This is a genomic window from Patulibacter sp. SYSU D01012, from assembly GCF_017916475.1.
Lineage (GTDB): Bacteria > Actinomycetota > Thermoleophilia > Solirubrobacterales > Solirubrobacteraceae > Patulibacter.
On the sequence record NZ_JAFMTB010000003.1, the window covers coordinates 341,420 to 363,156 of the forward strand.

At 77.3% G+C, this 21,737-nt stretch carries 21 protein-coding genes; 5 read left to right on the forward strand and 16 right to left on the reverse strand.

Annotated features, from left to right (window positions below; all coding sequences use genetic code 11):
• Positions 1–30: 30 nt before the first annotated feature.
• From J3P29_RS17470 to J3P29_RS17500, 7 genes are all read right to left on the reverse strand, one after another.
• Positions 31–987 (reverse strand): VWA domain-containing protein, encoded by a 957-nt coding sequence (locus tag J3P29_RS17470; protein WP_210495506.1) that lies wholly within the window; start codon positions 985–987, stop codon positions 31–33.
• Positions 984–2,333 carry a trypsin-like peptidase domain-containing protein gene (locus J3P29_RS17475; protein WP_210495508.1) on the reverse strand — a complete coding sequence of 450 codons (1,350 nt, stop codon included), beginning with the start codon at positions 2,331–2,333 and terminating at the stop codon, positions 984–986. The genes J3P29_RS17470 and J3P29_RS17475 overlap by 4 nt, the downstream gene beginning before the upstream one ends.
• A gap of 162 nt (positions 2,334–2,495) precedes the next feature.
• Positions 2,496–2,921 (reverse strand): hypothetical protein, encoded by a 426-nt coding sequence (locus tag J3P29_RS17480; protein ID WP_210495509.1) that lies wholly within the window; start codon positions 2,919–2,921, stop codon positions 2,496–2,498.
• 50 nt (positions 2,922–2,971) lie between these two features.
• Positions 2,972–3,460 carry a thioesterase family protein gene (locus J3P29_RS17485; protein ID WP_210495510.1) on the reverse strand — a complete coding sequence of 163 codons (489 nt, stop codon included), beginning with the start codon at positions 3,458–3,460 and terminating at the stop codon, positions 2,972–2,974.
• A complete protein-coding gene (gene lipA, locus J3P29_RS17490; protein WP_349239885.1) occupies positions 3,453–4,499 on the reverse strand; it encodes a lipoyl synthase in 1,047 nt (348 codons plus the stop codon). The genes J3P29_RS17485 and lipA overlap by 8 nt, the downstream gene beginning before the upstream one ends.
• A 256-nt stretch (positions 4,500–4,755) precedes the next feature.
• Positions 4,756–5,541 carry a lipoyl(octanoyl) transferase LipB gene (gene lipB, locus J3P29_RS17495; RefSeq protein ID WP_210495512.1) on the reverse strand — a complete coding sequence of 262 codons (786 nt, stop codon included), beginning with the start codon at positions 5,539–5,541 and terminating at the stop codon, positions 4,756–4,758.
• Positions 5,538–6,743 (reverse strand): polysaccharide deacetylase family protein, encoded by a 1,206-nt coding sequence (locus J3P29_RS17500; protein WP_210495513.1) that lies wholly within the window; start codon positions 6,741–6,743, stop codon positions 5,538–5,540. Before J3P29_RS17500 ends, lipB begins: the two co-directional genes overlap by 4 nt.
• Positions 6,744–6,809: 66 nt before the next feature.
• Between J3P29_RS17500 and J3P29_RS17505 the strand changes: the two genes are divergently transcribed.
• Positions 6,810–7,457 (forward strand): hypothetical protein, encoded by a 648-nt coding sequence (locus J3P29_RS17505; RefSeq protein WP_210495514.1) that lies wholly within the window; start codon positions 6,810–6,812, stop codon positions 7,455–7,457.
• Positions 7,458–7,467: 10 nt separating this feature from the next.
• Here the strand turns inward: J3P29_RS17505 and J3P29_RS17510 are convergent, their stop codons facing one another.
• From J3P29_RS17510 to J3P29_RS17520, 3 genes are all read right to left on the reverse strand, one after another.
• Positions 7,468–8,199: a 2-oxo acid dehydrogenase subunit E2 gene (locus J3P29_RS17510; RefSeq protein WP_210495516.1), complete on the reverse strand. Its 732-nt coding sequence runs from the start codon at positions 8,197–8,199 to the stop codon at positions 7,468–7,470.
• Positions 8,200–8,231: 32 nt separating this feature from the next.
• Positions 8,232–9,464: a dihydrolipoamide acetyltransferase family protein gene (locus J3P29_RS17515; protein WP_210495517.1), complete on the reverse strand. Its 1,233-nt coding sequence runs from the start codon at positions 9,462–9,464 to the stop codon at positions 8,232–8,234.
• Between the two features lie 214 nt (positions 9,465–9,678).
• A complete protein-coding gene (locus J3P29_RS17520; protein WP_210495518.1) occupies positions 9,679–10,230 on the reverse strand; it encodes a YfcE family phosphodiesterase in 552 nt (183 codons plus the stop codon).
• A 145-nt stretch (positions 10,231–10,375) separates the two neighbouring features.
• Between J3P29_RS17520 and J3P29_RS17525 the strand changes: the two genes are divergently transcribed.
• Positions 10,376–10,639, forward strand: coding sequence for a hypothetical protein (locus J3P29_RS17525; RefSeq protein WP_210495520.1), 264 nt, complete (start codon positions 10,376–10,378; stop codon positions 10,637–10,639).
• Positions 10,640–10,681: 42 nt separating this feature from the next.
• Here the strand turns inward: J3P29_RS17525 and J3P29_RS17530 are convergent, their stop codons facing one another.
• On the reverse strand, positions 10,682–11,719 hold the full coding sequence (locus tag J3P29_RS17530) for a LacI family DNA-binding transcriptional regulator (protein ID WP_210495521.1): 1,038 nt from the start codon (positions 11,717–11,719) through the stop codon (positions 10,682–10,684).
• 183 nt (positions 11,720–11,902) lie between these two features.
• Between J3P29_RS17530 and J3P29_RS17535 the strand changes: the two genes are divergently transcribed.
• Positions 11,903–13,528: an amidohydrolase gene (locus J3P29_RS17535; protein ID WP_210495522.1), complete on the forward strand. Its 1,626-nt coding sequence runs from the start codon at positions 11,903–11,905 to the stop codon at positions 13,526–13,528.
• A gap of 889 nt (positions 13,529–14,417) precedes the next feature.
• Here the strand turns inward: J3P29_RS17535 and lpdA are convergent.
• The 3 genes from lpdA to thiE form a co-directional block, all read right to left on the reverse strand.
• Positions 14,418–15,797 carry a dihydrolipoyl dehydrogenase gene (gene lpdA, locus J3P29_RS17540; protein ID WP_210495524.1) on the reverse strand — a complete coding sequence of 460 codons (1,380 nt, stop codon included), beginning with the start codon at positions 15,795–15,797 and terminating at the stop codon, positions 14,418–14,420.
• Positions 15,798–15,877: 80 nt separating this feature from the next.
• Positions 15,878–16,483, reverse strand: a complete 606-nt coding sequence (locus J3P29_RS17545) for a hypothetical protein (RefSeq protein ID WP_210495525.1) — start codon at positions 16,481–16,483, stop codon at positions 15,878–15,880.
• A 314-nt stretch (positions 16,484–16,797) separates the two neighbouring features.
• A complete protein-coding gene (gene thiE, locus J3P29_RS17550; protein WP_210495526.1) occupies positions 16,798–17,457 on the reverse strand; it encodes a thiamine phosphate synthase in 660 nt (219 codons plus the stop codon).
• 218 nt (positions 17,458–17,675) lie between these two features.
• Here thiE and thiO point away from each other — a divergent pair, with 218 nt between their 5' ends.
• The gene (thiO, locus tag J3P29_RS17555; protein ID WP_210495527.1) at positions 17,676–18,941 is read left to right on the forward strand and encodes a glycine oxidase ThiO; all 1,266 of its coding nucleotides are present in this window, start codon (positions 17,676–17,678) and stop codon (positions 18,939–18,941) included.
• A complete protein-coding gene (gene thiS, locus J3P29_RS20155) occupies positions 18,931–19,143 on the forward strand; it encodes a sulfur carrier protein ThiS (RefSeq protein ID WP_210495529.1) in 213 nt (70 codons plus the stop codon). The genes thiO and thiS overlap by 11 nt, the downstream gene beginning before the upstream one ends.
• Here the strand turns inward: thiS and J3P29_RS17565 are convergent.
• Both J3P29_RS17565 and J3P29_RS17570 read right to left on the reverse strand, forming a co-directional pair.
• A complete protein-coding gene (locus J3P29_RS17565) occupies positions 19,140–20,153 on the reverse strand; it encodes a M48 family metallopeptidase (RefSeq protein ID WP_210495530.1) in 1,014 nt (337 codons plus the stop codon). The genes thiS and J3P29_RS17565 overlap by 4 nt on opposite strands.
• Before the next feature lie 85 nt (positions 20,154–20,238).
• The gene (locus J3P29_RS17570; protein ID WP_210495532.1) at positions 20,239–21,720 is read right to left on the reverse strand and encodes an aminotransferase class I/II-fold pyridoxal phosphate-dependent enzyme; all 1,482 of its coding nucleotides are present in this window, start codon (positions 21,718–21,720) and stop codon (positions 20,239–20,241) included.
• Positions 21,721–21,737: the final 17 nt, after the last annotated feature.

A 21,737-nucleotide genomic window follows, 5' to 3' on the forward strand; every position in this document is an offset into this window, starting at 1 on the left:
TAAACGGCGCCTGGGAGCGGGCGGGGACGCTCAGACCAGGCGGCCCGTCAGCCGCAGCGACAGGCCGGCCCCGAGGACGAGCAGCACGAGCGCCAGGCCGGCGCCGGCCGACGTCAGCTCCTGCTCCCCCGGCTCGGTCGAGAGCTTGGAGCCGAGCTGCTGGTAGACGGCGCGCAGCGCCTCGGCGGTCGGCGCGTCGGCGTACTCGCCGCCGGACGCCTCGGCGATCTGGCGCAGCGCGTCGCGGTCGGGCGGCACGCGCTCGGTGCGCAGCGTGCCGTCGGGGCGGCGCGAGGTCAGCGTGCCCCCGTCCGTGCCGAGCGCGACGGTGAAGATGCGGACGTTCGCCCGGCCCGCCTGCCGCGCGACCTCGACGGGGTCCTGCCCGCGCACCGTCTCGCCGTCCGAGAGCAGGACGATGGCGGACGGCACGTCGTCCCGGGCGCCGCCGGCGGGGCGCAGGATGCGCAGCGCGGCCGCGAGCGCGTCGCCGGCGGCGGTGCTGCCCAGGCCGGTCAGCGCGTCCGTGGCGCGCCGCACCCGGTCGCGGTCGGTGGTGGGGGAGGCGAGCAGCCGCACCCGGTGGTTGAAGCCGATGGCCCCCACCCGGATCTGGCGGGGGACGTCGGCGAGGAACTCGCCGGCGGCGCGCTTGGCCGCGTCCATCCGCGTCGGCTGGACGTCGTCGGCGCGCATCGATCCCGAGCGGTCCGTCACGAGCATCACCGACGCCTGCTCCACCGGCACCGCCACGCTGCGCTGCGGGCGGGCGATCGCCACCACGAGCGCGACCGCGGCGAGCGCGTAGAGCGCCGGGCCGACGTGCCGCCGCCAGCCGGCGTGGCGGGGCGCCACGGCCGGCATGAGCGCCGGGGTGGCGAACGCCTCGCGGCCCGACCGGCCCCGCCGCTCGTGCCAGGCGTACAGCCCGGCGGCGGCGAGGACGGCGACGACGGCGATCAGGAGCAGCGGCGCGGCGAAGCTCACGGGACGCTGGGCGCGCTCGGATCGCTCGGGTCGTTCGGCGACTTCGGGATCGTCAGCGTCCCGCCGCCGCCGCCGCCACCGCCACCGCCACCGCCACCACCGGAGCCCGAGCCGGCGCTCGCCGTCGTGGCGGGCCGGTCGCCGAGCGTCACGTCCACGTCGACGCTCTTCCCGTCCCGCTGGACCTTCAGCGTGATCCGGTCGCCGGGCTGGTGGTCGTTGATGATGCGCGTGACGTCGTCGGCGCGCTCGACGTCCTGGCCGTCGATCCCGACGATCACGTCGCCGTCGGGCCGGGCGGCGGTGGTGCCCGTCGTCGTCGCGGGGCGCAGGCCGGAGCGCGACGCGGGACCGCCCGGCGTGACGGCGCCCACGACGGCGCCCTTCACGCCCGGCAGGTCGCCCATCTGCACGCCCAGGTACGCGTGGCGCACCTTGCGGCCCTTCATGAGCTGCGGCACCACGGTCTTCACCGTGTTCGAGGGCACCGCGAAGCCGATGCCGACGTTGCCGCCGCCCCCGCCCGTCGTGGCGATCTGCGAGTTGACCCCGACGACGCGGCCCTTCACGTCGAGCAGCGGCCCGCCCGAGTTGCCGGGGTTGATCGGCGCGTCCGTTTGCAGGACCTTGTCGATCGAGAAGTTGTTCTGGGCGCTGATCTGGCGGCCGACGCCCGAGATGATGCCGGTGGTCGCCGTCTGGTCCAGCCCGAGCGGGTAGCCGATGGCCAGCACCTGGTCGCCCGTCTGCACCTTGTCCGAGTCGGCGAGCTTCAACGGCACGAGCCGGTGCACCTTCGCCGGGTCGACCTTCAGCACCGCGAGGTCCGTCGAGACGTCGGTCTCGATCAGGCGGGCGTCCAGGTCCTGGCCGCGGTCGCCGAAGCGCACCTTGACCGAGCTGCCGCCGCCCGAGACGACGTGGTTGTTCGTGACGATCGTGCCCTGGCTGTCGTACACCCAGCCGGTGCCGTTGCCGGAGTCCGTCGAGACGCGCACGACGCCGTCGTGGGTCGCCTCGTAGGCGGCCTTGACCGCCGACGCGCCGCTGCCCTGGCCCTGCACGACGGTGCGCTCGACGGAGTTCGTGCCGACGACCTGCGTGCCGATCAGCACGCCGAGGACGAGCAGCAGCACGGCGCCGAGCACCATGACGGGGGTGCCCAGGCGCCGGCGGGCGCGCGTCCACAGCGACGGGCCGTCCGGCTCCTGCCGCGGGCGGGGCACGTGCTCGCGCGTGGGCTCGGACTCCTCCCCGTCGGCGTCGGGACGCCCGCCGTGCAGCCAGGCGTGGTGGTCGTCCTCGTCGGGACCGTCGGACCAGAGGGAGCGGGGATCGGAAGGCATGGGCGCTCGGGGCTCGGAAGGGGTGCACCGACCGGGTACCCGTGGCCGGTGCTCGGCAGACACGATGGCGCAGGACGCGTCAGGGCGGCGTAAGAAGCCGCGGAGGCCGTCCGATCCGGTCGTCGCGCGGGGCGCCGGCGGCCGGCGGCGTCGCCGGGCGGCTCAGACCACGAGGACGGCGAGGGCGGCGCCGACGAGCGCCCACAGCACCGCGGGCACCGCGACCATGCCGCCGAAGGCGGGGACGAGCGAGAACGTCAGCACGCGGGCGCCCGGGGCCCGCAGCAGGTGCCCGGCGGCGACGGCCGCGGCGGCGCCGATCGCGGCCGCGGGACCGATCGCCCGCCACGTGGCGTCGGCGTCCGCCGGCCCCAGCGTCAGCGCGACGCCGGCGACGGCGCCGACCACGGCCAGCGCGACCGCGGCGGAGGGCCGCACGCGGCGGGCGACGCCGTCCGCCGCCACGAACAGGACGACCGCGGCGAGCAGGGCCGGCAGGGGGCGCACGGCGGCGGCGAGCGCGAGCAGCGGCAGCACGACCGAGACCCAGGAGCGGTCGCCGGGCAGCGCGTCCTTCAGCGGGAACACGGGCGCAGGGTACCGGGCGCCGCGGGCGGGACCGGGCGCGGCGCGGCGGGTCAGGCGGTCTCGGCGCCCGGGCCGCCGAGGCCCAGGTACCGCGCGCGCATCCACTCCGGGATGGGCAGCGAGCGCCCCTCGCCGACGGCGGAGAGGACGTACGTGTTGCGGCCCTCCGCGCGCGGCTCGCCGTCGTCGGCGCCGAGCGCGCGGTAGCGCAGGGTGACGGAGGAGCGGCCCAGGCGCTCCAGGTCGACGACGATCCGCAGGCGGTCCTCCGCGCGGGCGGAGCGGCGGAACTCGACCTCGGTCTTCACCACGAGCGTCTCGATCCCCGCGCCGCGCATGGCGGCGAAGCCGCCGAAGCGCGTCGTGTTGACCTGCATGTACGCGTCGTCGAACAGGTCGAGGAAGCGCGGATGGGCGAGCACGCCCTGCGGGTCGCACTCGAGGAAGCGCACCCGGACGGGCAGCTCGACCGGGCCGGCGGGGACGTCGGCGTCCGCCGGCGCCCAGGCCGGCGGCGCGTCCGTGGCGGCCTCAGACACCGACGGGCTGCGGGGTCGCGCCGGCGGCCGTCTGCGTGATGGCGAGCGGGCCGACGCCGGGGCGGTCCTGCTCGATGTGCTCGTCGGCGTGGTAGCTCGAGCGCACGAGCGGGCCGGCGGCGACGTGGTCGAAGCCCAGCTCCTCCATGCCGATGCGGGCGAGCTCCTGGAACTCGTCCGGGTGCCAGTAGCGCACGATCGGCAGGTGGTTCTCCGTCGGCCGCAGGTACTGGCCGATGGTCATGATGTTCACGTCGACGGCGCGGAGCATCTTCATCGTCTCGACGACCTCGGCGAAGGTCTCGCCCAGGCCGACCATCAGGCCCGACTTCGTCTTCATGCCCGGCCGGCCCATGCCCGCCGCGTTCATCTCGGACGCGTTCTGCAGCACGCGGCAGGAGCGGATGAACGTCGAGCCGCGGCGCGCCACCTGGTACAGGCGGGGGACGACCTCGACGTTGTGGTTGAAGACGTCGGGGCCCGCGGCGATGACGGTGGCCAGCGGCATCTCCTCGCCGCGGAAGTCCGGCGTCAGCGTCTCGATCTTCGTGTCCGGCGACTGGCGGCGGATCTGGTTGATCGTCGCGGCCCAGATGCGCGACCCGTAGTCGGGCAGGTCGTCGCGGTCGACCGAGGTGACGACGGCGTGGCGCAGGCCCATCATCGCGATGGAGCGGGCCACGCGGGCGGGCTCGAGCGGGTCGTTCCACGTCGGCGTGCCGGTCATGACGTGGCAGAACCCGCAGCGGCGCGTGCACGTGTCGCCCAGGATCATGAACGTCGCGGTGCCGCGCTCCCAGCACTCGCCGATGTTCGGGCACGCGGCCTCGGCGCAGACCGTGTTGAGGTTGTTCTCCTTGATGGTCTCGCGCAGCTCGCGGTACTTCGGCGAGCCGGGCGCGGGGACCTTGAACCACGGCGGCTTGCGCTCGCGGTAGCCGACGGTCTGGGTGCCCAGGACCTTCGTCACGTCCATCCCGCCCGGCTTGGCGCGCGAGCGGGTCTGGCGGATCGGGGTCGGGGCCGAGGACTCGGACACGCCAGTCAGCGTAGCGCGCACGTCGCCGGTCCCCGGAGGGTGGGCGGGACGGTCCCCCGGGACGGGTGAGCGGGTGCGTGACGCCCCGCACGGACGGGGGATCCGGGGCGTCGGCCGGGCGGCCGGATCAGCGCGGCAGGTGCAGCCGCAGGGGGTCGTCGATGCGGGCCGTCGCGGCGGCGGGGACGCGGCCGAAGACGGTCTCGCCCCGCCGGCGCCGGTCTCGCCCCTCCGGCGGCGGCCCCGCGCGCCGCGGTCAGTCCGCCGCGGGCGGCGGCGCGTCTGTCGCCCGCCCGGCCTGGTCCTCGGCGACCTGCCGCAGGTCGTCCGCGTCGGCCGGCGCGACCGGCACGCCCAGCTCCCGTCCGACGGCCCGGGCCACCGTCTCGCCGACCGCCCGCAGGCGCGCCTCGACGTCCATCCCGGGCTCGCTCGCCAGGTCGGGCGCGCCGGTCTCGCGGGCCAGCGACGTCATCGGCGCGGTCAGGCCGCAGGGGACGATCCAGGAGAACGGCTCCAGGTCGGTGACGACGTTCAGCCCCAGGCCGTGCGTCGTCACGCCGCGGGACAGGTGCAGGCCGATCGAGCCGAGCTTGCGGTCCCCGACCCAGGCGCCGGTGAAGTCGATGGACTCCTCGCCGCGTCCGCGCGCCTGCACGCCCTCGGCCGCGGCGGCCGCGACCATCGCGCGCTCCAGGCCGCGGACGACGGCGATGACGTCCTTCGTCGCCACCACGACGTAGCCGACGAGCTGGCCGGGGCCGTGGTAGGTGACCTTGCCGCCGCGGCGCACGTCGACGATCTCGATCCCGCGCTCGGCGTACCAGTCGGCGCCGAGCGGCAGCTCCTCCGGCGTCGCGCGGCGGCCGCGGGTGTAGACGGGCGGGTGTTGCAGCAGCAGGAGCGTGTCGCCGACGCGGCCCGCGGCGCGGGCGTCGCGCAGGCGGTGCTGCAGCTCGTGCGCCTCGGCGTACGGGACGGTGCCGAGCCAGGCGACGCCGAGGGGGCCGTCCGGGTCGACGAGCGGGCTGGGCGCGGTCACGACGCCGCCTTTCCGGGGGTCAGGTCCACGAGGCAGCCGTCGTAGCCCTTCTGCAGCTGCTCCTTGCTGGGGCCGTCGTCCGCGAGCATCTTCGAGACCGTCACCGGCGTCAGGCCCTTCTGGCGGATCGCCGCGATGATGCGGGGGAGGGCCTTCAGCGTGTTCGGCTTCACCTCGTGCATCAGGATGATCGATCCCGGATGCAGGCCCCTGATGGCGGTCTCGGCGATCTGGTCCGCCGTCGTGGTGCCGAGCGCGTCCTGCGTGTCGACGTTCCACAGCACCTGGACGACGCCGAGGTCCTCGGCGATGCGGTCCGTGGTCGCGTCGTGCGACTCGTACGGGGGGCGGAAGAGCTCCGCCGGACGGCCGAGCGCGCGCCGGCTGGCGTTCGCGCCGCCCTCGATCTCGGCGCGCTGGTCCTTGGCCGAGAGCTTCGCCAGGAACGGGTGGTCCTGCGTGTGCGACCCGGCGTCCCAGCCCAGGTTGCGCTGCACCCGGACGTACTCCTCGTTGCCCGGCACGTTGCGGCCGATGCGGAACATCGTCGCGGGGACGCGCTCCTTCGCCAGCAGGGTGATGAACTTCGGCGACAGGGTGCGGTCCGGGCCGTCGTCGAAGGTCAGCGCGACGTACGGCCGCTTCCCCGCGCCGCAGTAGACGGGCAGCCCGAGCTTCGCGTAGCGGCGGATCGCGGCGGCGCGGTCCAGCCGGTCGACGACGTCGGTCGACGCGGCCCGCAGCTGCCCCGCCAGCAGGGGGGTGCGCTCCGCGGCGGCGCCGTCCGAGCCGCCGCCGTCGTGCCCGCCCGCCAGCGCGGCCATGACCCCGACCGTCGCCACGGCGACCGCCGCGGCGCCGCCGAGCACGGCGGCGCGCCGACGGCGCACCACGGCCTGCGGCGTCCGCGGCGCGCTCCGACCGTCGCCCTCGTCGTCGGGCTCGTCCCCGTCGGCGTCGGCGTCGGCGGGGACGTCCTCGTCGGCGGGCTCGGGCGGCGCGGGGGCCGCGCCGGCGGCGGCAGGGGCGGCCGGCCCCTCGGCGCGGGGGCCGGGGGCGGGGTCGTCCGGGCGCGGCTCGTCCTCGCGGGACGCGCGCGCCGGGGACTCCCAGCCGCCGCCCCAGTCCCAGTCGTGGACCTGGCGGCGGCGGGGCGTCCCGGGACGGTCTTCGGGCTCGTCGGGCGCTCCGGCATCCACCACGTTCCTCACCGTAGAGGACGCTCCTGTGCCGCCGCGCACGACCGCTGCCACGGGTACCCTGGGGCCGTGCGGAGCGCTCGATCCCGCCGCCGGTCCGAGCCGCCGCTGTGGCTCTCGCGGCTGCGCTGGCGCCTGCGGGGCGACAGCGCCCGGATCGGCTTCGTGCTCGCCGTCGTCGTCGACACGGCGCTGCTCGCGGTGCTGCCGGCGCCCGCCGCGGGGCAGGGAGCCGGACGGCTGCTGCTGCTCGCGGTGGCGGGCAACGTGGTGCTCGTGGCCGTCGGCGGCGCCGTCGGGTCGTGGGCGCTGCGCCGGCGCGACGCGTCGCTGCCGCGGATCGTCGCGCGGGATCGGGCGGCGACGCTGGCGATGGTGGCCGGGACCGTCGCGGTCTGCGCGGTCGGGCTGCTGCACGAGCCGGAGGAGGACGGCCGCGACCGTCGGCGGGAGCAGGTGGTGCTGGCCGCGGAGCGTCTGGCCGTCCGGCGCGCGCCGGCGTTCACGAAGGCGCGGCTGCGCGAGTCCGACGTGCTGCCGCTGACGGGCGACGTCTACCGGGTGTGCTTCCCCGCCCGGCGCGCCGGGCGGGCGTGGTGCACGTTCGTGCGGCGACGCGGCGAGGGCTACCGGGCGCGCCGGGACTCCGACCCGCGGCCCAACGCGTCGGCCGACGCGCTCGCCGGCCCGCGGCCGACGGTGCTGCCCGAGCCGTAGGCGGGCCGGGTCAGGCCGCCAGGACCTCGCGGGGGTCCTCGAGCAGGCGGGCGACCTCGCGCAGGAACGCGCCGCCGTGCGAGGGGTAGACGGCGCGGTGGTCGGCCGTCAGCGTCAGCGCGACGACGGTGCGGGGGACGATCTGCTCGCCGACGACCCACGGGCGGCGGCGCGGCGCGCCGAGCGCCAGGCAGGCGCCGGTGCCGGGCGGCATGATCGCGTCGAAGCGGTCGGCGCCGTCCGGGCCGCCGTCGATCAGGGCGAACGTCGTGCCGGCGCTGTCCGGGGCGCGCAGGGCGCCCTCGTGCGCGCGCTGCGTGACGTCCAGGCGCCGGGCGGCGAGCGCGGCGAGCGGCTGCGTGCCGGCGTCGAACAGGGTCGGCAGGGCGATGTTCTCGCCCTCCACGTCGACGGCCAGCGCGATGTTCGCCTGCGACCACGTCTCGATCCGGCCGTCGCGCCACGCGCCGTTGACGCGCTCGTGGCGCAGCAGCGCCAGGCCGGCCGCGCGGGCGACGGCGTCGACCAGCCGCGCGTCGCCGGTGAGGGCGACGGTCAGCTCCTCGACGTCGACGTCCACGGTCGCCGTCCACGTCGGCACCGTCGCGCGCACCTCGGCCATGCGGCGCGCGATGGCGGTCTGCGTGCGGGTGGGGATCCGGCTCGTCGCGGTGCCGCGCTTCGTGCCCTCGGTGACGGAGACGTCGGAGGACGGGGTGACGAGGTCGGTCGGCTCGCTCATGGCCCCTCCGAGCATGGCACGTCGGCCCGGGGCTACAGGGCGAGGCTGCCGGGGTGCTCGAGGATCGTCCGCAGCCGGTCGAGGAACGCCGCCGCGTGCGCGCCGTAGACCACGCGGTGGTCGCTGCAGAGCGTCACGGTCATGATCGGCCGCAGCACGGGCTGGCCGTCGACGGGCACGTAGCGCTCGGTCGTCGCGCCGATGGCCAGGATCGCGCCCTGCCCGGGCGTGACGATCGCGGTGAAGTGCGCGGCGCCGAGCATCCCCAGGTTGCTGATCGTGAACGTGCCGCCCTCGAGCTCGTCCGGGCGGATGCGCCCGGCGCGGGCGCGGCCCGTCATGTCGCGCGTCCGGGCGGCCAGCTCGCCGAGCGCCAGGCGGTCCGCGTCCCGCACGACGGGCACGACCAGGCCGCCGTCGTCGGTGGCGACCGCCACGCCGACGTGCACGTGCGCGGGCTCGGCGATCCCGTCCGGCAGCCACGCGCTGTTGACCCGCGGGTGGTCGCGCAGCGCGAGGGCGGACGCCTTGACGATCAGGTCGTTGACGGACGGGACGCGGCGGCCCGCGCCCCGCCCGACGGCCTTCAGGTCGCCGCGGAACGCGAGCGCCGCCGACATGTCGATCTCGGCCGTGACGGCGAAGTCGGGGATCTCGGTGCGCGAGCGGACCATCCGCTCGGCGACGAGCCGCTCGATGCGGGACGGGCGCCGCAGGGGCGGGGCGGCGGCCGGCGCGGCGCCGGGGTCGGCGGGGTCGGTCGGGCCGGCGGCGGGCGGGCCCGCGGCCGTGGCGGCGCCGGCCGCCTCGTCCGCCGCGCGGGCGGTCACGTCGATCCGCTCGACCGGCGCCGCGGCCGCGGGGTCGCGCGTGGCGCCGGCGCCGACGGGCGCGTCGGACGCCGCCACCGGCGGTGCGCCCGGCCCGGGGCCCGAGGGCGCGTCGGGGGCGGGGGCGTCGTCGGCGGCCGGGCCGGCGTCCCCGTCCCGGCGGGCGTCCCGTGCGGGGCGATCGTCCGCGCTCGCCGCCGCGCCCGCCCCGTCGATGCGGGCGATCGGTGCCCCCGGCGGCACCGTCGCGCCCGGGTCCGCGGCGATCCGCAGCACCCCGCCGGCGTCGGCCGCGAAGGCCATCGTGGCCTTGTCCGTCTCGATCTCGACGATCTCGTCGCCGGGGGCCACGCGCGTCCCGTCCGCGACGAGCCACGCGACGATCGTGCCCTCCTCCATCGAGTCGGAGAGGCGCGGCATGAGGACCTCGGGCATCGGCGCCGACGGTAGGTCCCCGCGCGCGCCCGGGCAGGGGGCCGGCGGACCGAACCGCCCGCCCGGGGGGCCGCCGGCGGGCAGCTACCCCCGTCCGGGGGAGGGACGACGAGCCCGTGCCCGCACGCGCACGGCGGCGGCCTCGGCGTGACGCAGGGCGGCCGCCCTGTCGGTGCCCCGGTGGGCCGCGCCGCGGGCGGGCCGGGGTCGGTGCTCAGTCCGGCAGGTCGATCAGCGTGAAGGTCGCGACGCCGTCCCGCACCGTCAGCTCGCCCATCGTGTGCACGGGCCAGCGGCCGCGGTGGTCCGTCGGGCTGCCCGGGTTGAAGATCTGGAAGCCGTCCTCGGCCTGCTCGTGCAGCGGGATGTGGCTGTGGCCGAAGACCACGGCGTCGTGGTCGGGGAAGCGGCGGCGCATGCGGCCCAGACGCCCCGCGCGCGGGCCCGCGTCGTGGATCACCCCGATCCGCACCCCCGCGACGGTGAAGGTCAGGTCGTCCGGCAGGGCCCCGACCAGCTCGTCGTCGTTGTTGCCCAGGACCACGTGCACGGGCGGGCCGATCGCCCGCAGCTCGTCGAGCGCTCCGTGGTCGCACAGGTCCCCGGCGTGGACGATGGCGTCGGCGCCGCGGAGCCGCGCGACCACGGCGTCGGGCAGCCGGCGACCGCGCCGCGGGAAGTGGGTGTCGCTGACGATCCCGACCCGCGCCGTGGGCGGCGCGTCGTCGGGGCGGTCGGGCGCTGCGGGGCCGGATCCGGCGGTCACGAACCCCAAGGGTGCCGCACCGCGCGGCCCGCCGCGTGAACGACCTGCGCCGTGCCGGTGTACACGTCGAGGCGGGCTCCGGGAGCCGCCGGCGGGCCGCGGCGTCCCCGCGGCCCGTCCGGCGCGATGGACTAGCCTCGACCCCGTGCGTCGCGCGCCCATCGAGCCGGGGGACCTCGTCGAGGTCGACAAGAAGGGCCGCCGGTTCATCGCGCTCGTCATCGCCGTCGATCCCGGCGGCGACGTGCGGGTGGAGCCGGTGTGCCGCGGCATCTCGTGGCGGGCCGCCACGTCGCGCGAGCTCGTCCGCCACTGGAAGAAGGCCGCGCGCCGGCGGCGTCAGCCCGACCCGGACGAGCACGAGGAGCAGCTCGACCTGGGCCTGGACCTGGACGCCGACGGGGAGTAGGCGGAGGCCCGCGTCCGGCGTCGGGCGCCGGCCGCCCGCCGCCTACGCCCCCGCGGGCGGCGTGGTGCTCGCGCGCACGCGGAGCGTGGCGGGGACGACGACGGGCTCGGGGTCGGCCGCGTCGTCCAGGCGCGCGAAGAGCAGCTCGGCCGCCGCCGCCCCCTGGCGGTCGGGGCGCAGGTCGATCGACGTGATCGGCGTCGGGCCGGCGCGCAGGCCGGCGCTGTCGATGCCGCTGGCGACGAGCAGGTCGGCGGGGACCTTCACGCCCAGCTCGCGTGCGGCGCGCATGACGCCGCCGGCGCCGCCGTCGGCGAGGGCGAAGATCGCGTCGGGCGGGTCGTCCGACACCAGCAGCTCACGGGCGCGGTCGTGCGCGCTGCCCTCCAGGGCGTCCAGGGCGGTGCGGGCGATCCGCGGCGTCGCGTCGTGCTCGGCGCACCACGCCCGGTAGGCGTCCTCGGACTCGCGCACCCACGCCCAGCCCGCCTCGGTGCCGAGCATCGCGATCCGCTCCGCGCCCGCCGCGCGCAGGTGGTCGAGCAGGCCGCGCGCGGCGTCCGCGTTGCCGCTGTGCACGTACGCGCGGTGCTCGGGCCGGCCCAGGTCGCGCTCGATCGTGGCCACGGGCAGGCCGGCGTCCGCGAACAGCGCCAGCCTGGGGTCGTGCGTCTCCGGGTCGACGACGATCGCGCCGTCGACGCCCAGGTCGACGACGTCCGCGGGCGTGCGCGGCGTGGGGGCCAGCAGCAGCGGGTGCCGCCGGGCGGCCGCGACGCGGGCGGCGGACGCGGTGATCCGCATGTAGTAGTCGAGCGCGAGGGCGGGGCGCTCCCCGTCGTCGGGCTGGATCTCGGGCAGCAGGAGCGCCACGGTGCCGGTGCGGCCGGCGCGCAGCGCGCGGGCGGCGCGGCTGGCCCGGTAGCCCAGCTCGGCGGCGGTGGCGATCACGCGCTCGCGGGTGGCGGGGTCGACGCTGCCCTTGCCGTTCAGCGCGTGCGAGACCGTCGTCGTCGAGACCCCCGCGGCCGCCGCCACGTCGCGGATGGTGACGCGGGCGTGGGACGGGGACGGGGGCACGCCGGGACCGTATCGCCCGACCGGCGTACACCGCCGTGCTGTCGGACGGATCGGGGCCGGCACGCCGCCCCCGCGGCGCTCCGTCGCGGCACCCCGCGACGGCCGGGCACGGCGTGGCGCGGCGATCGGTCGGCGCTCCAAAACGTTTTGGTGAACGGCCGGGATTTCGGGTAGCGTCGCGGCATGGCCTCCTCGACCTCTCGCGACCTGCTGCTCGTCGGCGGGCGCGTCCGCACCCTCGACCCGTCCCGCCCCAGCGCCACGGCCGTCGCCGTCCGCGACGGCCGCATCGTGGCCGTCGGCGACGACGCCGCGGTGCGCGCGCAGGCGCCGTCCGGCGCGGAGACGATCGACCTGGGCGGCGCGGCGGTCGTGCCGGGCCTGGTCGACAGCCACCTGCACCCCGTCTGGGGCAGCGACCTGGCCGTCGGCTGCGACCTGCGCGGGCTGAAGAACCTGGACGCCGTCGCCGCGGCGCTGAAGGAGGAGCGGGCGAAGGTCCCCGCCGGCGCGTGGCTGCGCGGGTGGGGCCTGGACTACGCGGCGTTCGCCGGCGGCCCGATCACCTCGTCGCGGCTGGGCGAGGTGCTCGAGGGCGTCCCGGCGCTCATCCTCTTCTACGACCTGCACACCGGCCTGGCGAGCCCCGAGGCGTTCCGGGCCGCCGGAGTGACCGGGCCGGTGGAGTTCGACGACGCGTCCGAGGTCGTCGTCGACGAGCAGGGCGTCCCGACGGGCGAGCTGCTCGAGCTGAGCGCCTACCGGCACGTCCTGGCCGCCGCCCCGGCGCGCACCGCCGACGAGCACCGCGACGCCGTCGCCGCGACGCTCCGCCGTCTCGCGAGCCTGGGCCTGACCGGCGTGCACGCGATGGACGGCAACCCCGAGGACTTCGCCCTGCTGCGCGAGCTCGAGGCGCGCGGCGACCTGCCGATCCGCATCGAGGTCCCGCTCTGGCAGACCCCGGACGTGACCGACGAGCAGATCGAGGCGCACATCCCCCTGCTGCGCGAGCGCGGCGACCGCTGGCGCGGCGGCATCGCGAAGCTCTTCGTCGACGGCGTCATCGACACCGGCACGGGCTGGCTGTACGAGCCCGACACCCAGGGCGAGGGCACCGACCCGTACTGGCCCGATCCCGCGCGCTACGCCGAGGTGGTCGCGAGGTTCGCCCGCGCCGGCTTCCAGTGCGTCACGCACGCGTGCGGCGACCGCGCCGTCCGCGCCGCCCTCGACGCGTACCGCGACGCCGACGCCCGCCCCGCCAACGGCGCGCAGCACCGCATCGAGCACCTGGAGACGCTGAAGGACGAGGACCTGCGCCGCCTGGCGTCCGAGGGCGTCACCGCGTCGATGCAGCCGCTGCACATGCAGTGGCGCGCGGGCGACGGCAGCGACTCCTGGGCCGCGCGCCTGGGCCCCGAGCGCACCGCCCTGGCCTTCCGCGTGCGCGACATCCTGAACGCCGGCGCGCAGGTGACCCTGGGCTCGGACTGGCCCGTCGCGCAGGAGGACCCGCGCATCGGCATGGCCTGGGCGCGCCTGCGCCGCACGCCGGGCGAGCCCGACGCGCCGGTCTTCGAGCCCGACCAGCGCCTGACCGCCGAGGAGGCGCTGCAGGGCTACACGACGTGGGCCGCGCAGGCCGTCGGCGAGGGCCACGAGCGCGGGCGGGTCGCTGAGGGCTACCTGGCCGACCTGACCGTCCTGGCCGAGGACCCGGTCGACGCCGACCCCGACGCGCTGCTCGGCGTCCCGACGCGCCTGACCGTCACGGGCGGCGAGATCGTCCACCGCGACGGCGTCTGAGGGGGAGGGCGGTTCCGCGGGGCCGGACCGTCCGCGTCGTCGCGCGGTGCGAGCCCGCGGCGGTCCGACCCGGGGCGTCCTGAGGACCCGACGCGGGGAACCGGGCCGGTCGGGGCGGCCCCGAGGGGTCGATCGGCGTCGGCCGGGGCGCGGCTCAGGGGTTCGACCTCGGACGTGAGGGCGGTCGGAGGAGGCACCGGGCCGGTCGAGCGGGTGCGGCGGCCGTGCGGGGGCGGTCGGCGTCGGTCGGCGTGGGGCTCAGGGTTCGACTTCGGACGTGGGGCGGTCGGAGGAGGCGCCGGGCCGGTCGAGCGGTCGAGGCGGCCCAGAGGGGTCGATCGGCGTCGGCCGGCGCGGGGCCACGGCTTCGACCTCGGACGTGGGGGCGTTCGAAGGAGGCGCCGGGCCGTTCGAGCGGGTGCGGCGGCCGTGCGGGGGCGATCCGCGTCGGCCGAGGCGGGGTGGGGTCGATCCGCGTCGGTACTCGACGCCGATCGGCCCCACCTGACGGGTGGCGACGCGGATCGACCCCGCAGGCAGCCCCCGCATGTCTGGCGCGGCCCGTCCGTCTGGTGCGGCCCGTCCGTCTGGTGCGGCCCGTCTGTCTGGCACGCCCCGTCCGCGCGACGGGGCCGTCCCGCCTGGCGCGCCCCGCCTGCCCGACGGGGCCGTCCCGCCTGGCGCGCCCCGCCTGCCCGACGGGGCCGTCCCGCCTGGCGCGCCCCGCCCGCCCGACGGGGCCGTCCCGCCTGGCGCGCCCCGCCCGCCCGACGGGGCCGTCCCGCCCCGCGCGCCCCGCCCCCGGCACGCCACCCCCCGGAACGACGACGGCCGCCCTACGGGCGGCCGTTCGCGGTCCTCCAGGCCCGGCCGAAGGCCGGGGGCGGGCTCAGCCGTGGATGAGCCAGCCGTCGGCCGCGCGCGCGGCCTCCATGACGGCCTCGGAGATCGTGGGGTGGCCGTGGACGGAGCGGGCCACCTCGGGGTAGCCGCCCTCGAGCGCCTTGGCGTTGACGAGCTCCTGGATCATCTCGGTCGCCTTCGCGCCGACGATGTGGCCGCCGAGGATCTCGCCGTACTTCTTGTCGCCGACGATCTTGATCGTGCCGGCCTCGCCGTAGACGGTGCCGCCGCCGACCGCGCCGTAGGGGACCTTGCCGACGACGACGTCGTAGCCCTGCTCCTTCGCCTGCGCCTCGGTCAGGCCGAAGGACGCGACGTTGGGCTTGCAGAACGTCGCGCGGGGGACGTCGACGTACGAGATCGGGTGCGTCTCCTGGCCGGCGATGTCCTCGGCGGCGATGACGCCCTCGTCGGACGCCTTGTGCGCCAGCGCGGGACCGGGGACGAGGTCGCCGATGGCCCAGACGCCCTTCTTCGAGGTGCGCAGGCGGCCGTCGACCTTGATCAGGCCACGGTCGTCGAGCTCGACGCCGGCGGCGTCCAGGCCGAGCGCCGCGACGTCCGGCCCGCGGCCGGTCGCGATCACGAGGTAGTCGGCCTGGCCCTGCTGCTTCTCGCCGTCGCCCTTCTGGAAGGTGAACGTGACGCCCGTGTCGCTGCTCTGGACGTCGGCGACCTTCGTGCCGACGTGCACGTCGATGCCCTGCTTCTTGAACTCGCGGTTCGCGACGCGGGAGATGTCGACGTCCTCGGACGGCAGGACGCGGTCGAGGAACTCGAAGAGCTGGACCTGCGAGCCGAGGCGGGCGTAGGCCGAGGCGATCTCGGTGCCCGACGCGCCGGCGCCGATGACGGCGACGGAGCCCGGGAGCTGCTCGAACGCCCAGGCCTCCTCGGTGCCGATGACGCGGCCGCCGTACTCGACGCCGGGGATCGCGCGGCGGACGGAGCCGGTGGCGAGGATGACGCCCTTCGCGGCGCTGTGGGTCTCGCCGTTCACGACGACGCCGCCGTCCGCGTCCAGCGAGGCCTCGCCCTCGAGGTACTCGATGCCGTTCTTCTTCAGCAGCTGCGCGACGCCGCCGGTCAGCTGGCCGATGACCTTCTTGCGGCGCTCCGAGATGGCGCCGAAGTCGACGTCGATCTGCGGGATGTTCAGGCCGAAGTCGCCGGCGTCGCGGGCCTCGGTGAGGATGTCGGCCGAGCGCAGCACCACCTTCGCCGGGATGCACGCGACGGTCGGGCAGCGCCCACCGACGACGGCCTTCTCGACGACGAGCGTCTTCAGCCCGAGCTGCGCCGCGCGGATCGCGGCGACGTAGCCGCCGGGACCGGAGCCGATGACGATGGTGTCGTACTGCGCCATGAGGGTCACTTCCTGCGTCGAATCGAAGTCGCCTTTTGACCCTACTGAAAGGCCTGCGGCCTTCCGGCGCCCCCGCGGGGTCAGGCGGACGGGCGGTCCGCGGGCACCTCGCCGCGCCGGATCAGCTCGGCCTTCTGCACCCGCGCCATGACCTTGACCATGCGGAAGAACAGCACCGCGCTGATCAGCGGCTGGGCCACCGCGAGCGGGACGAGCCACGCCTTCGTCAGCGTGACGAGGGCCACGAAGCCGATGACGATCGAGAGCGCCAGGATCGTCTGGGTGCCGAGGATCGCCCAGTACTTCAGGCGCCACGTGCCGACGGCCGCGACGACGATCAGGACGATCATCGCGACGTTGCCCAGGCGGGTGCTGCCGGCGTTGTCGCCTTCGGCCGTGATCGCCGTGTAGACCATCCCGGCCGCGATCAGCGCGAGCCAGACGACGGCGGCGACCACGACGCCGGGGCGCTCGTCCCCGTGCAGCGGCTCGAGCGCCTCGCGGGCGGCGACGTTCTTCTGCTCGGCCTTCGCGTAGCCGCGCGTCATCGCGCCGCGGCCGCCGCCGGCCTCGTCGGCGGCGGGCGGCGCGGGCGGCTCGGCGGCCACCGTCGCCGTCGCGGCGCCCGGGCCGGCGGTCCCGGCCGGGCGGGTGCCCCGCTTGCGCTTGCGCTTGCCCTCGGCCATCCCCTCCATCATGCCGCGCCGCGCGCCCGCGTGCGCGGCCCGCGCACGGCGGCGTGCCGGCGTACGCCGCGGTCAGCGCCGCCTCGTCGGCGCTCGGGGCTCGACGTCGTGCCCGGACACGTCACCGGTTCGGGGGCGCGGCCCGCCCGGCCCCGCCCGCCCGCCGAGCCTCCCCGCCCGCCCGGCCCCGCCCGCCCGCCGAGCCTCCCCGCCCGCCCGGCCCAGCCCGCCCGGGCCTCCCGACCCCGCCCGGGCCACCCGGCCGACGCCCGGCCACCCGGCCGACGCCCGGGCCGCCCGACCGGCGCCCGCCGCTACCGGCGCCGCGCGTCGACCGCGCCGCGCAGCAGGTGCGCGGCGGCGCGCGGGTCGTCGGCGTCGGCGATCGCCCGCACGACGGCCACGCGCGGCGCGCCGGCGTCGAGGACGGGGCCGATCGTCGTCGCGTCGATGCCGCCGATCGCGACGAACGGCAGCGGGCCGCGCAGCGCGTGGCCGATCAGGTCGGTGCCGATCGGTGCGGCCTCGGCCTTCGTCGGCGTGGCGTGGATCGGGCCGACGCCGATGTGGTCGGGGTGGTGGATCGGGTCGCCGACGGTGGCGGCGTCGATCTGCTTGTCGGTGTGCGTGGAGAGGCCGATCAGCCGGTCCTCGCCGACGATCTGCCGCGCCTGCGCGACGGGCAGGTCGTCCTGGCCCACGTGCACGCCGTCGGCGCCGCCGGCGACCGCCAGGTCCGGCCGGTCGTTGAGGATGAGCAGCGTCCCCGTCAGGTCGCAGAGCGGGCGGAGGATCCGCAGCGCGGCGACGAGCTCGTCGTCCGTCGCCGTCTTGTCGCGGACCTGCAGCGCGTCGACGCCGCCGGCGATCGCGTGCGTGGCGACGTCGAGGAGCGTGCGCCCGTTCGGGGCGAGCGGCGCGACCAGGTACAGGTGGACGGCGGCGAACCGCGCGCGGCGCTCCTCGGGGGTCATGGCGCCCCAGTCTGGCAGGGGTTCGCCCCCCGCATGCCGGTCCCGCGCGAGGACGCCGTCCACCCCGCCCGGCCGGAGCGCGCCGGCCCCGGGACGCGGCGACGGCGAGCTACGATCCGCCGCACGAGACCACCGCGGGAGCCCCGGAAGGGGGCTGAGAGGGGGAGCGCCTCCCCGACCGCCCGAGCCGTCTGGTCGTGCAGACGAGCGAGCCGCCGATGACCGTCCGCCCCACCGTCCCGCCCACCCCCGACGTGCTCGTGGTCGGCGCCGGCCTGGCGGGCCTGCCCGTCGCGCTCGAGCTGCTGCGCCGCGGCGCCCGGGTGACCGTCGTCGACCGGGACGCCCCGGGCCGCGGGGCCAGCCACGTGGCCGCCGGGATGCTCGCCCCCGTCACCGAGGCCGAGCCCGACGACCCGGACCACCTGGCGCTCGGCCTGGCCGCCCTCGCGCGCTGGCCGGCGTACGCCGCGGCGCTCGGCGCCGCCGCCGGGGCGCCGGTGACGCTGCGGGGGCACGGGGCGCTCGTGGTCGCCCGCGACCGCGACGAAGCGGAGCTGATCGGGCGCTTCGCCGACGTCTGCGCGCGCTTCGGGCTGGACGTCGAGCGGCTGCTGCCCTCCGCCGCCCGCCGCCTGGAGCCCGCGCTGGCGCCGACGCTGCGCGGGGCGGTCGCGGTCCCGGGCGAGCAGGCGGCCGACCCGCGGGCCGTGGTGGCCGCGCTCGCCGACGCGGTGCGCGCGGCCGGCGGCGAGCTGCGCACCGGGACGGCGGTCGCGCGGCTGCTCGTCCGGGACGGCGCGACGGAGGGCGTCGCGCTCGCCGACGGGACCGAGCTGCGGGCCGGGCACGTCGTCCTCGCCGCCGGCGCGTGGAGCGGCACGCTGCCCGGCGTGCCGGACGCGGCGCGCGTCCCCGTCCGCCCCGTGAAGGGGCAGCTCCTGCTGCTGCGCGACCCCGCCGGTCCCGGCCTGGTCGAGCGCGTCCTGCGCTTCGGCGGGGCGGGGAGCGAGACGGGGCGCTACCTCGTGCCGCGGGACGACGGGCGCTACGTCCTGGGCGCGACGACCGAGGAGCGCGGCCACGACCGCACGGTCACCGCCTGGGGCGTCCACGACCTGCTGCGCGACGGCGCCGAGCTCGTGCCCGGGCTGCTCGACCTTCAGCTGCACGAGACGATCGCCGGCCTGCGCCCGACCACGCCGGACGGCCTGCCCGCGATCGGCCCGGCCGCCGGGGTCGACCGCCTGTGGTGGGCGACCGGCCACCACCGCAACGGGGTGCTCTTCGCGTCGCTCACCGGCGTCCTGCTGGCCGACGCGCTCGTCCCGCCGCCCCTCCCCGCGTCCGCCGACGCCCCCGCCGGGGCCCCGCCGGCCGCCGCGCCGACGGACCCGCCCGCACCCGACACCGCCGCCCTGCGCGCCCTCGTCGATCCCCGCCGCCCCGCCCTCCGTCCCCGGGAGTCCGCCCGTGCCCGCTGAAGCCGTCGTCGTCAACGGCGCCCCGCGCGAGGTCGCGGGGCGCACCGTCGCGGAGCTCGTCGCGCTCCTGGGCCTGCCCGCGGACGGCCGCGGGGTGGCGGTCGCGATCGGCGGCGAGGTGGTGCCGCGCGGCACGTGGGCCGGACGGGCGCTGGCGGGCGGCGAGCACGTCGAGGTGCTCACCGCCATGCAGGGCGGCTAGCGCGGGCCGTCGCCGCCGAGCGTCTTCTGCAGCCAGTCGGCGACGTTCTTCGTCGCGCTCTCGGCCTGGCCGGCGACGTCCCGCACCGCGCCCTCGAAGCGCTCGCGGTAGTAGTCCGCGGCGGCCTTCGCCTCGGCCTTCACGTCCGGGTCCTCCGCCTCGCTGCGGCGCGGGTAGTCGCCGTCGCGGATCCGCTCGTAGTCGCCCGAGCGCACCCACGCCATCAGCTCGTGCGCGCGGTGCACCGACAGCGGGTGCGTCGCGTTCAGCTCGAGCGTCAGGCGGCGCCAGCGGCCGGTCAGCCCACGCGACTGCTGGCCGTAGTCGTCCGCCTGGGCCAGGAACGCGCCCAGGTCGAGCTTGCGCCCGGCCGTGCCCGCCGTGACCGACATCAGCGTGCGGCAGACGAGGATCGGGTCGCGGACGACGAGCGCGGCGATGCGGTCGCACGTCAGCTCGGCCGCGCGCTTCCACTCGAGCAGCGCGTTGCGGACGGCCATCAGGGGCAGGGCCGTGGGCAGCGTCCGGCTGAGCGCGCCGCCGCCCATCTCCATCAGGATCTCGAGGACCGTGCCGTAGAGGACGTGGTCGGCCAGCACGTGCCCGGCCTCGTGGGCGAAGACGACCCGCAGCTGGTCCGCGTCGAGCTGGTCCAGCAGCCGCGAGTGGACGAGGACGAGCGGGTCCTGCGAGCCGATCGTCAGGGCGTTGCCGACCGGGTGCTCGGCGACGTACAGCTCGGGCGTGCGCGGGATCTCGAGGATCGTGTACGCGGAGCGGTGCAGGTCGAAGACGTCCGGCAGCTGCTGCGCGGACAGCCGCACCGACGACGCGAGCAGGTTCTGCCGCAGCGCCCGCTCGTAGCCCAGCTCGATGAGCTTGCGCGCCACGGCCATCAGGCCCGGCACCGACCGCAGCGCCGCGCTGGCGGCGCGATCGGCCGGGTGCCGCAGCACCCGGTCGTCCATGTCGCGCAGGCGGTGGCCGAGCACGGGGAGGTCGTCGCTCATACGGGCCACCCTAGCCCGTGGCGCGACGGCGCTCGCCGGCCGGGGCGGCGCGGAGGGCGACGGCGGCGCCCTCCGCCGGTCGCCGCTAGCCGCCGGCGCCGGCCGGCAGCACCCGGATCGTCCCGAGCGTCGGGTCCGCCGCGCCGTGCAGCCGCGCCCCCGCGGCCACGAGCTCGCGCAGGTACGCGACGATCTCGGGCGACACCCGCTCGCCGGGCAGGATCGCCGGGATGCCGGGCGGGTAGCCCGCGATCGACTCGGCGCAGACGCGGCCCTCGGCGGCCGCGACGTCGGGGTCGACGTCCTCGCCGCGGCCCAGGAACGCCTCGCGCGGCGGCAGCACCGGCGTGACGTCGGGGGCGCGGGGCGCGCGGACGAGCGACCCGGGATGCGGCCGGCGCAGGCGCAGCGCGATCTCGTCCAGGTCGCCGCCGACGCGCTGCAGCGCGATCGGGTCCTCGGCCAGGCCGACGAGCAGCACGACGACCGCGTGGGTCGCGAGCTCGACGTTGCCGTCGTAGCGGGTGCGCAGCGCGTCGGCGACCTCGTAGCCCGTGCGCCCCAGCCCGCGGACGTCGACGACGACGCGCAGCGGGTCCCAGCCGCCGACGCCGGGCCGGCCGCGCAGCCCGTCGTCCAGGACGTCGAGCCCGTCCGTCCGGCGGATCTTCGCGTGGAGCGTGGCGACGGCCGCGATCGTCTCGTGCAGCAGCGCCTCGCCGTGCACCGCGATCTGCCGGCGCGCGGCGTCGAGCGACCCCATGAGCAGCGACGACGGCGACGTCGAGCGCAGCAGCCGCAGCGTGCGGGCGACGTCGTCGATCGGCACCAGGCCGCTGTCGGCGACGTGCAGCATCGCGGACTGGGTGAGCGATCCCGCGATCTTGTGCGTGCTGGTGAGCACCGCGTCGGCGCCCAGGCGCAGCGCGCTCTCGGGCACGCCGGGGTGGAAGCCGAAGTGCGGCCCCCACGACTGGTCGACGACGAGCGCGACGCCGTGCTCGTGGGCGACGTCGGCGAGGGCCTGGACGTCGGCGGCGATGCCGTAGTACGTGGGGGAGACGACGAACGCCGCGCGGGCGGTGGGGTCCTGTTCGAGCGCGGTCCGCAGCGCCTCCGGCGACACGCCGAGCGCCATCCCGAGCTCGTCGTCGTACTCCGGGGCCACGAACGACGGCGTGCCGCCCGACAGCACGAGCCCGTCGACGATCGACGCGTGCGAGTTGCGCTGGACGACCACGTGGGCGCCCTGCGGGGCCAGCGCGAGCGTCAGCGCGTGGTTGCCCTGGGTGGCGCCGTTCGTCAGGAAGAACGTGCGGGCGGCGCCGTGCGCGTCGGCGGCCAGCGCCTCGGCCCGCTCGTACGGCGTGGGCGACCCGCCGGTGTCGACGCCGTGGATGTCCTGGGGGATGTCCATCGCCAGCGCGCGGTCGCCGATGGCGTGCCGCAGCGCCGGGTCGGCGCCGCTGCCGCCCTTGTGCCCGGGCACGTGGAAGCGCGACGGGCCGCGCAGGCCGTAGGCGACGACGGCGTCGAAGTAGGGGGCGATGGGCTGCGGATCGGTCATGGCGGGCGTGAGGGCGA

Excerpts from the sequence above, each read along its gene's own strand:
- J3P29_RS17565 (WP_210495530.1), bottom strand. The coding sequence starts at position 20,153 with ATGAGCGACGACCTCCCCGTGCTCGGCCACCGCCTGCGCGACATGGAC.
- J3P29_RS17535 (WP_210495522.1), top strand. The coding sequence starts at position 11,903 with ATGGCCTCCTCGACCTCTCGCGACCTGCTGCTCGTCGGCGGGCGCGTC.
- J3P29_RS17515 (WP_210495517.1), bottom strand. The coding sequence starts at position 9,464 with ATGCCCGAGGTCCTCATGCCGCGCCTCTCCGACTCGATGGAGGAGGGC.
- J3P29_RS17510 (WP_210495516.1), bottom strand. The coding sequence starts at position 8,199 with ATGAGCGAGCCGACCGACCTCGTCACCCCGTCCTCCGACGTCTCCGTC.
- J3P29_RS17475 (WP_210495508.1), bottom strand. The coding sequence starts at position 2,333 with ATGCCTTCCGATCCCCGCTCCCTCTGGTCCGACGGTCCCGACGAGGAC.
- lpdA (WP_210495524.1), bottom strand. The coding sequence starts at position 15,797 with ATGGCGCAGTACGACACCATCGTCATCGGCTCCGGTCCCGGCGGCTAC.
- J3P29_RS17570 (WP_210495532.1), bottom strand. The coding sequence starts at position 21,720 with ATGACCGATCCGCAGCCCATCGCCCCCTACTTCGACGCCGTCGTCGCC.
- thiE (WP_210495526.1), bottom strand. The coding sequence starts at position 17,457 with ATGACCCCCGAGGAGCGCCGCGCGCGGTTCGCCGCCGTCCACCTGTAC.
- J3P29_RS17545 (WP_210495525.1), bottom strand. The coding sequence starts at position 16,483 with ATGGCCGAGGGCAAGCGCAAGCGCAAGCGGGGCACCCGCCCGGCCGGG.
- thiO (WP_210495527.1), top strand. The coding sequence starts at position 17,676 with ATGACCGTCCGCCCCACCGTCCCGCCCACCCCCGACGTGCTCGTGGTC.